The sequence below is a fragment of the Aestuariivirga sp. genome, from assembly GCF_044239095.1.
In the GTDB taxonomy this organism is placed as follows: Bacteria; Pseudomonadota; Alphaproteobacteria; order Rhizobiales; family Aestuariivirgaceae; genus Aestuariivirga.
Genome location: NZ_JBIICB010000219.1, coordinates 1 through 7441, shown reverse-complemented (window position 1 = coordinate 7441; position 7441 = coordinate 1). Strand labels below are relative to the sequence as shown.

At 60.2% G+C, this 7441-nt stretch carries 11 protein-coding genes, 1 tRNA gene and 2 pseudogenes; 4 read left to right on the top strand and 10 right to left on the bottom strand.

Annotation, left to right across the window (positions count from 1 at the left end):
• The 8 genes and pseudogenes from ACILRA_RS16990 to ACILRA_RS16955 all read right to left on the bottom strand — a co-directional run.
• Window positions 1–273 (bottom strand): annotated as a pseudogene (locus tag ACILRA_RS16990) (carbohydrate ABC transporter permease); the annotation flags it as partial.
• Between the two features lie 4 nt (window positions 274–277).
• Window positions 278–1186 (bottom strand): carbohydrate ABC transporter permease, encoded by a 909-nt coding sequence (locus ACILRA_RS16985; RefSeq protein ID WP_395663252.1) that lies wholly within the window; start codon window positions 1184–1186, stop codon window positions 278–280.
• Between the two features lie 89 nt (window positions 1187–1275).
• Window positions 1276–2532, bottom strand: coding sequence for an ABC transporter substrate-binding protein (locus ACILRA_RS16980; protein ID WP_395663253.1), 1257 nt, complete (start codon window positions 2530–2532; stop codon window positions 1276–1278).
• 190 nt (window positions 2533–2722) lie between these two features.
• Window positions 2723–3679 carry a sugar-binding transcriptional regulator gene (locus ACILRA_RS16975; RefSeq protein ID WP_395663251.1) on the bottom strand — a complete coding sequence of 319 codons (957 nt, stop codon included), beginning with the start codon at window positions 3677–3679 and terminating at the stop codon, window positions 2723–2725.
• A 33-nt stretch (window positions 3680–3712) separates the two neighbouring features.
• Window positions 3713–4396: an HAD family hydrolase gene (locus ACILRA_RS16970; RefSeq protein ID WP_395663250.1), complete on the bottom strand. Its 684-nt coding sequence runs from the start codon at window positions 4394–4396 to the stop codon at window positions 3713–3715.
• Between the two features lie 17 nt (window positions 4397–4413).
• The gene (locus ACILRA_RS16965) at window positions 4414–4905 is read right to left on the bottom strand and encodes a hypothetical protein (RefSeq protein ID WP_395663249.1); all 492 of its coding nucleotides are present in this window, start codon (window positions 4903–4905) and stop codon (window positions 4414–4416) included.
• Between the two features lie 20 nt (window positions 4906–4925).
• Window positions 4926–5177: a hypothetical protein gene (locus ACILRA_RS16960; protein WP_395663248.1), complete on the bottom strand. Its 252-nt coding sequence runs from the start codon at window positions 5175–5177 to the stop codon at window positions 4926–4928.
• Window positions 5178–5243: 66 nt separating this feature from the next.
• A pseudogene (locus ACILRA_RS16955) lies at window positions 5244–5441 on the bottom strand (IS630 family transposase); the annotation flags it as partial.
• Window positions 5442–5487: 46 nt separating this feature from the next.
• Between ACILRA_RS16955 and ACILRA_RS16950 the strand changes: the two are divergent.
• Window positions 5488–5646 carry a transposase gene (locus ACILRA_RS16950; RefSeq protein ID WP_395663247.1) on the top strand — a complete coding sequence of 53 codons (159 nt, stop codon included), beginning with the start codon at window positions 5488–5490 and terminating at the stop codon, window positions 5644–5646.
• Here the strand turns inward: ACILRA_RS16950 and ACILRA_RS16945 are convergent.
• The gene (locus ACILRA_RS16945; protein ID WP_395663246.1) at window positions 5634–5822 is read right to left on the bottom strand and encodes a hypothetical protein; all 189 of its coding nucleotides are present in this window, start codon (window positions 5820–5822) and stop codon (window positions 5634–5636) included. The genes ACILRA_RS16950 and ACILRA_RS16945 overlap by 13 nt on opposite strands.
• 325 nt (window positions 5823–6147) lie before the next feature.
• On the opposite strand from ACILRA_RS16945, the gene ACILRA_RS16940 reads away from it, so the two are divergent.
• Window positions 6148–6223: transfer RNA gene (locus ACILRA_RS16940), tRNA-Thr, on the top strand.
• Window positions 6224–6338: 115 nt separating this feature from the next.
• On the opposite strand, the gene ACILRA_RS16935 is transcribed toward ACILRA_RS16940, so the two are convergent.
• The gene (locus tag ACILRA_RS16935; RefSeq protein WP_395663245.1) at window positions 6339–6503 is read right to left on the bottom strand and encodes a ribbon-helix-helix protein, CopG family; all 165 of its coding nucleotides are present in this window, start codon (window positions 6501–6503) and stop codon (window positions 6339–6341) included.
• 114 nt (window positions 6504–6617) lie between these two features.
• Between ACILRA_RS16935 and ACILRA_RS16930 the strand changes: the two genes are divergently transcribed.
• Window positions 6618–6926, top strand: coding sequence for a hypothetical protein (locus tag ACILRA_RS16930; protein WP_395663244.1), 309 nt, complete (start codon window positions 6618–6620; stop codon window positions 6924–6926).
• A gap of 55 nt (window positions 6927–6981) precedes the next feature.
• Entirely contained in the window at window positions 6982–7347 is a 366-nt protein-coding gene (locus tag ACILRA_RS16925; protein WP_395663243.1) for a hypothetical protein, read from the top strand.
• Window positions 7348–7441 lie beyond the last annotated feature (94 nt).

The following is a 7441-nucleotide window of genomic DNA, read 5'->3' as shown; positions in this document are numbered from 1 at the left end:
ATGCAGCGGGAATGGCGAGGACCAGCGCGAAGAACGTCGAGCCCAGCGCCAATGCCACCGAATTCATGGCAAACTTGAGATAGTCCGAGCGCTCCTGAACGATGGAGTAGTTCTCCGTCGTCCAGTCGAAGAAGAGGAACTGCGGCGGAATGGCCGCGGCGTCCCCTTCGCTCTTGAAGCTGGTGAGGAATGTCCAGAGGATGGGAAAGAAGATCACGAACGCAATGGCCCAGGCCAGGCCATTTTTCGCCGGACCGAAACAGAGCGCGCCATGGTCCTATTTCTCCAGGTTCTTGCCGACCATGCGCATCAGGAAAAATGCGACGATGTTGGCGAGGATGACCGCGATGACGCCTCCCGCCGACGCACCGCCGATGTCATTCGAGATGAGGCCGTACTGGTAAACGAGGAAAGGCAGATTCCCCACCCGGCCGCCCGTGCCCGTGACGTAGATTTCGGCGAAAATGTTGAGAAGGAAGATCGTTTCGATGAGAATGACGACTGTGATGGGCCGCGCGAGATGGGGCAGGATCATGTACCAGAAGAATGAAAGCGGCGGCGTGCCGTCCATCTGAGCCGCCTCCTTCTGCTCCTCGTCGAAGGACTGCAGCGCGGTGAGAATGATGAGCGTGGCGAAAGGCAGCCACTGCCATGACACCATGATGACCACCGCCGTCATCGGATAATGCGTGAACCAGTCGATGGCGCCGAGCCCAAGGGATTTCGTGATCCAGGCGATGAAGCCTATGATCGGGTCCATCATCATGTTCTGCCAGACCAGCGCCGAAACGGTGGGCATGACGAAGAACGGCGCGATGATCATGAGGCGTACGATGCTGCGGCCGTAAATCGCCTGGTCAAGCAGAAGGGCGAGCAGCGTGCCGCCGACGACGCTGATCACCAGCACCCAGCCCACCAGGAGGAGTGAGTTGGTCATGGCCCGGAAGAAAGCCGGGTCGGTGAGGAAGTAGTAGTAGTTGCGCGTACCCGCGATGCAGCGGTTGGCCTTATCGAAAAGCTGGCCAGGATCGAGAACCGAACAGGCCGGGTTCGGATCGAGCAGGTTATAGCGCAGGAAGGAGAACCACAGCGTCATCGCCAGTGGCACGATCATCCACAGGAGCAGCGCAATGACCGAGGGGGCGACGGCAATCCTGCCCAATGCACGAGTGTGATGCGTTGCCATTGGTGAGCCCCGGAACGGACGATGCGAAGAGATATCCTGAAGGTTGGCTGCCCGGCTCAGGCCGGGCAGCCCAGTTGCCGGGAGGTCGGTTACTGGATGTAGCCGGCCTTGGTCATCTCGCGGGTCGCAACGTCCTGTGCTTCGGCGAGGGCCTGGTCTGCGGTCTTCTCCCCGGCGAGGGCCGCCGAGAAGATCTGGCCCACGGTGGTGGCGATGCCGGCAAACTCGGGGATCGCCACGAACTGCACGCCGACGTAAGGAACCGGCTTGACGGTGGGCTTGGTCGGGTCAGCCGAGTTGATCGAGTCGAGCGTCATCTTGGCGAAGGGAACCTTGGCATATTCCGCGTTCGCATAGAGCGAGGTGCGGGTGCCCGGCGGCACGTTGGCCCAGCCTTCCTTCGAGGCGACGAGTTCCGTGTAGGCCTTGGACGTGGCCCAGCCGATGAACTTCTGCGCGGCTTCTTCCTTCTGGGTGCCGGCGGGGATCGCCAGCGACCAGGCCCACAGCCAGTTGCCACGCTTGCCGAGGCCGTTGTCCGGCGCCAGCGCGAAGCCAACCTTGTCGGCGACCGTCGAGTCCTTCGGATTGGTCACGAAGGAGGCAGCCACCGTGGCGTCGATCCACATGCCGCACTTGCCGGCGTTGAACAGCGCGAGGTTCTCGTTGAAGCCGTTCGAGGAGGCGCCCGGAGGACCATCCGACTTCATCAGGTCGAGATAGAAGTTGAGCGTGTCTTTCCACTCCTGGGTATCGAACTGGGGCTTCCAGTTCTCGTCGAACCAGCGCGCGCCGAATGAGTTGGACGTGGCCGTCAGGAAGGCCATGTTCTCGCCCCAGCCGGCCTTGCCGCGCAGGCACACGCCGTAGATTTCCTTGTCCTTATTGGTGATCTTGCCGGCGATGCGCTTGATGTCTGCCCAGGTCGGCGCATCCGGCATCTTCTCGCCCGCAGCCTCAACGAGGTCGGTGCGGTACATCACCATGGAGCTCTCGCCATAGAAGGGCGCGGCCATCAGCTTGCCATCGACGGTGAGGCCGCCGGCGATCGCGGGCAGCAGGTCGGAGGGCTCATCGACCATGGTCAGCGGCACGAGCCAGCCCTTCTTGCCCCAGATCGGAACTTCATAGGTGCCGATGGTGAGAACGTCGAACTGGCCACCCTTTGTGGCGATGTCGGTCGTCACCTTTTCGCGCAGCACGTTCTCCTCGAGGGTCACCCACTCGAGCTTGATGTCAGGGTTCTTGGACGTGAAGTCCTCCGTCAGGCCCTGCATGCGGATCATGTCGCCGTTGTTCACGGTGGCAATGGTCAGCGTGGTTTCAGCCAGGGCTGTCGACGCCATGGCACCGAAAATGAGCGCGCCGAGCGCGCCCTTCGTAAAGAAGTTCATGATCATTCCTCCCATTGGCAGTAGTTGGGCGTTTGCCAACAACGCGGGCAGATATTCGTTGCGGTGCCTGGCATGTGTCAATGCTGAATCGTTCTTGCACTGCACTTATTGCAGCGCAGCATAACTCTCGAGAACGGTCGGCTTAGGCGCCGAGGAGAAGTTCAGCCATTATCTCGTTGGTCATAAGGCCGTTGATGAGGCGGCCGTGCAGGGCACCTCGAATGGAGGGCAGACGCGGCGGCGCCATGGCCACGCCAATGACCTTGCGCGTTGCCGGCTTGTCCAAGGGTACGCTCAGCACCCGATCGTTGGTGAGGCCGTCGATGAGTTGCCCCTCCGAATCGAAAGCCCAGCCGGTAATCTCGCCCACGGCCCCTGCCCGCACCAGCGAACGGATCTCTTCGTGCCGCACGAAACCGTCACGCAGCAGCGCCGCATTCTCATCGATTGTACCAAGGCCCACGAAGGTGACGTCCGCCTGGCGCGCAAGATCGAGCACGTTGCGCAATGTTTTCTGGCCGAGCAGCAGGTTCTTCTCGTGTACGGTCGTGGCAATCACGGGAAGCGGCATGGGGTAATGCGCCGCCTTGACCCGGTCACCGACCCGGCTCGCCACGTCGAAGAGTGAGGCCGAACCATCAGGGGCAATGTTGCCGACGAGCGACACAATCTTGTGCTGCGGGCAGTCCATTGGGCTTACCTGTTCGGCCACGGCGCGCAGCATGCGCCCCGTCCCCATCCCCACGATCACCGGATGCTGCGAAACGAGGTAACGCTCGAGCTCTGCCGCCGCGGCCTCCGCAACGCCGACCGTCTCGGAACTGGATGCCGGATCGGCCGGAACGACATCGCACATCGCCAAACCGAACTTGTCGCAAAGCTGGCGGGAGAGTTCGATGCAACGGCCAATCGGATGATCGAGGCGCACCTTGATCAGCTTTTCGCTTACGGCCAGGGAGACGAGGCGCTGCGCAGTTTGGCGCGAGATGCCGAGCTTTCGCGCGATCTCGTCCTGGGTGTTGCCGGCGATGTAGTAAAGCCAGCCAGCACGGGCTGCGTCATCCAGCCGATCATGCTCGCTCTCAAATTTGCGTGCCACATTCTCTCCGTTGGTTCGGCGCGAAACTATCCTTTAGCCTGACTTTCGGCAAAGCCCGAAAAGCGAGAGCGCTTCGCCTAACTCCTTCATACTGGCAATACTGCGGTCCGGCACCACGTCTTCCGGCAAATGGTAACCCGCCTTCACATGCGAGCCGCCGGTATAATGCCATGCTGCCATTCCCGCAGCGCGTGCCGCGCGCAGTCCCATTTCGCTATCCTCGACAACAATGCAGCGGGAGGGTTGCACCGCCATCTTGCCCGCAGCGTATAGAAACAGATCAGGTGCGGGCTTACCCCTCTCAACCTCTGATGCGGTGAAGCTTCGTCCGTCGAAGAAGTCGGCGAGACTTGTGACGGCAAGAGAAACCTCCAGCCGCTCAGGGCTACTGCTCGTGGCCAGGCAATAGGGAGAGTCGAGAACACGGAGTAACTCGAGAACTCCCGGCATTGCCGTCAGCTCATTTTCCATCTTTGCCAGCAGACGCTTGCGGTAATGCGCCTGAAAGCCCGGAGGCAGCGGCCGCCCAAAGCGCTCCTCTGCGCGTGCCGCCGCAGCGGCAAAGCTGCGGCCAAGGAAGTCCGCACGAAAGATCTCCGGCGTGATCGGCAAGCCTGCTTCCGCCATCATGGCCATGAGGACCTCAGCACTGAGCATCTCACTGTCAACGAGCACACCGTCGCAATCGAATATGACCAAGTCGAAATGCTGGACCATCAGCGTCTATCAGCAACTCAGCAGTTAAAATTTTCCAAAGGGCAGTCAAACTCTGAAGAAGGGTTGGCCGCCAAGGCACAAGACAGTACGGGATTGAAGCCTTCGATGCCAGACCACGCCGCACAGCGGGTGACAACCCCCAACATCTCTGGAGCAGTGAACGGAATACTGTTGCGTTGCAATGGCAGAAAGCGCCGTCTGCGCCCCGTTGGATATCCGGGTTCCGCCGTCACCGCAGAAAAGAAGGGGCCGTCCTGATCGATCATGAGAAGGAGGCGATGACGGATGTTGCGGATGGTTTCGACAGGCAGATAGAGATCGTCCGTCGAACACGGGCTTACTGGCGGTAGACCAATAACTTGAAGGCACGGATTGTTGCAGAGAGCTTTCGTGCGTGTAGCGGAGATAGCACGCCGCCATAGGCTGGTCTCCCACCAGCTTTCGGCTTCGCGGCGGCAGGCGCGCGAGGGTCCTTTGAGCTTGCCGGCTGAGATGATGGCAGACATCATTGGCAATCGTGGGCCGATCTTCACACCGGTGATGGTGGCCTCCGGGAGAGAAAGACAAGAGACCAACTGAAGGGAGCATCACAATCGAAATCTGCGGCGGCTTGATGATGCGGGTTCCTGGCGATATTCCGGATCACCGTGTCATGGCACTGGTGCGGGCGCTGCGGTGACCCGGCACTGGCGCTGATCGTACAGAACGAGTTGAGGCTCGGCTTTTTATTCGGGTTCATGGTGATCTTCAGATCGAAACGCGGTGACCGGTTGAAGATCATGGTATGTGACCTGCCACTGAACTTTCATCCAGTCGCCTTTAGAGCCTTTGCCTGTTATACAAACGGTCATTGGGTCTGACCGATATGTGCCCATTGCCGTATTCCAATTGAGGTGGTGGTATCTGGTTTGGCAATGAGCTTCTGCCAAGCGTCGCATATACCTTCGATGATCTCGTGATAAGCTTCGAAGACACTGTTGGGGAGCCAGTTGGCCCGAAGGTACTGCCAGATGTTTTCGACAGGGTTGAGCTCGGGTGCACGCGTAGCCGCTCTTGCCGAAGCCAAAGAGGCACAGGGACGGCTCGAGTAGATGATGCGCCAACGGCAGCGCAAGAAGTTTGCCGCCCGCTCCGAGAAGCTCTCACCGGACCAGTTCAATCAGCCGCTCGAAGAACTGGCCATCACCGTGGGCATGCTGCCTGGCACGGAGAAACCGCCGCGCAAGCGTAGCCGCGGTCACCTGCCGTAGCATCTGGCTGGGATCGAACGGGTGAAAGAGCGGAAGAGCACGCTCTCGCTCTCGGTGAGCGCGGGGATCTCCCCCAGTCGCAGCTTCCAGAGTTTCTCGCCCTCCCACATGGAGAAGCACAGGACGCGGCTGCCGTTCACGCCGACCCTGCACTTGATGGAGTTGGCGAGTCTCATCTCATGTCACTTCCCTGTTGCCTTCAGGGCCCTGAGTGTGCGATTTGCCTTGTCGAAGTCCTAGTGCCGTTCCAAGCCTCACGACCTTCGTTCCTTATCCCCGAGGATCAGCTCGACGGGACCTAACTCTTTGGATTATCCGGAGGTTTAGGCGGGGAGTAGGAGGCAAAGTCATGCTTGATCATTTTGGCGCGAGCATATGGACTTCTGAGACCCCAGACAAGCGCCTCGGGGGCCGATGCAGAGAAAAACTCTGAAGTTTCAAGAGTTTACGACCTGCAAGAAAACCGAGGGCCAGCCATGGTGTTTCAATCGAAAGTCGAGTGCCGGCTTAGCTCAGTTGGTAGAGCACCTGATTTGTAATCAGGGGGTCAGGGGTTCGAGTCCCTTAGCCGGCACCAGTGATTTCAAGCGCTTAGATGACACATTCGTCGTCCGTTGATCGCAACCCACGGTTTTTGCCGCACAGTTGCCGCAGGTCGGAATTTGCCTTAGCCGGATTTGCCCGCCCTGCCGTCAGCCCACAGGCTTCTTGTAGCGCGCGCCGATGACCTTCAGCTCCCTCCTCAGGAATTGGCTGAGAGGCCTGTCCTCTGCATCCGCGAGCGCCTGTAGAGCCTCGACCAGCTCGGGCTCCAACCTGACGCACACCGTTTTTGTCAGCTCCGGATCCTTCGCCATCAATCTCACTCCATAACGTTATACGCCGTGAGATAACTGCTGACACCGCAAGACATAAACTGTTTCTATTGTATCACAGTGTTATACACGAAACGACAGACAGAGACACCCACCATGACCACCATAACCCCAAAGATCCGTCAGAAGGTTCTCACCGTCGACGCCAAGCTGTTGGGCTCGACGCCGGTCGTGATCGCCATCGCCGTCTCGGGCGCGAAGTATCAGCTTCGCCATTCCTTCGCCTCTCTGGCCGCCGCTGAGCGCGTGGCCGACAAGGTTGCCGCCAAGGGCACCATCGACGAGCAACACTGGGATGTCGTCGGGGTGCAGCCCCAGAGCCGCGCCGCTGCTCATCTGCAGGTCAAGGCCTGCGCCGAGGCCCAGCGCCTCGAAGCAGCCCGCGAGATGCGCCTCGCCGCCTGATCGTAGGGGGATCCGCACCACCGCCCTCACATCATCAATATCGGAGATCGTCATCATGTGGGAGCTTCCCCGCAAACCCTTAGTCACGCCCGTTGCTGGGCGGGCCATTAACCGAGACCGGTTGCAATTACTCGTCGCCGACCAGCATGCCCTCCACGCCTGGGCGGTCACTCTTGCGCCGCGCTGCGCGCACATTCAGCGGAAGGCAACAAAAGCCGACTTCTACACCCGCCGGGAGCTGAGCGCCCTGCAGCGGCAGGCACGGACCGTTCTGATGGCCGCCCGCGCTCATCGCGACCTCGCAGACGAAACACTCGCCGCTCTGGACCGTCTCAAGGCCTTCTGCAACGGCATCGACATGACGCTCATACAACCGCGTCCAGCCGAATGGGAACGGCGGTGGAAAACTAGACCACGGTAGCGGCGGGATTGGCCCGCTGCGGGCGGAGTAAAAGTCGCCCACTATCTATGTCCTTTCTGTGTGAGCAGGGAGGGCTCGGAGATCTACACCGTGG

What these genes read in the sequence shown, in the direction of transcription:
- ACILRA_RS16985 (WP_395663252.1), bottom strand. Translation starts at nt 1,186, where the DNA reads ATGGCAACGCATCACACTCGTGCATTGGGCAGGATTGCCGTCGCCCCC.
- ACILRA_RS16980 (WP_395663253.1), bottom strand. Translation starts at nt 2,532, where the DNA reads ATGGCGTCGACAGCCCTGGCTGAAACCACGCTGACCATTGCCACCGTG.
- ACILRA_RS16960 (WP_395663248.1), bottom strand. Translation starts at nt 5,177, where the DNA reads ATGATCTTCAACCGGTCACCGCGTTTCGATCTGAAGATCACCATGAAC.
- ACILRA_RS16965 (WP_395663249.1), bottom strand. Translation starts at nt 4,905, where the DNA reads ATGATGTCTGCCATCATCTCAGCCGGCAAGCTCAAAGGACCCTCGCGC.
- ACILRA_RS16925 (WP_395663243.1), top strand. Translation starts at nt 6,982, where the DNA reads ATGTGGGAGCTTCCCCGCAAACCCTTAGTCACGCCCGTTGCTGGGCGG.
- ACILRA_RS16970 (WP_395663250.1), bottom strand. Translation starts at nt 4,396, where the DNA reads ATGGTCCAGCATTTCGACTTGGTCATATTCGATTGCGACGGTGTGCTC.
- ACILRA_RS16930 (WP_395663244.1), top strand. Translation starts at nt 6,618, where the DNA reads ATGACCACCATAACCCCAAAGATCCGTCAGAAGGTTCTCACCGTCGAC.
- ACILRA_RS16950 (WP_395663247.1), top strand. Translation starts at nt 5,488, where the DNA reads ATGATGCGCCAACGGCAGCGCAAGAAGTTTGCCGCCCGCTCCGAGAAG.
- ACILRA_RS16935 (WP_395663245.1), bottom strand. Translation starts at nt 6,503, where the DNA reads ATGGCGAAGGATCCGGAGCTGACAAAAACGGTGTGCGTCAGGTTGGAG.
- ACILRA_RS16945 (WP_395663246.1), bottom strand. Translation starts at nt 5,822, where the DNA reads ATGAGACTCGCCAACTCCATCAAGTGCAGGGTCGGCGTGAACGGCAGC.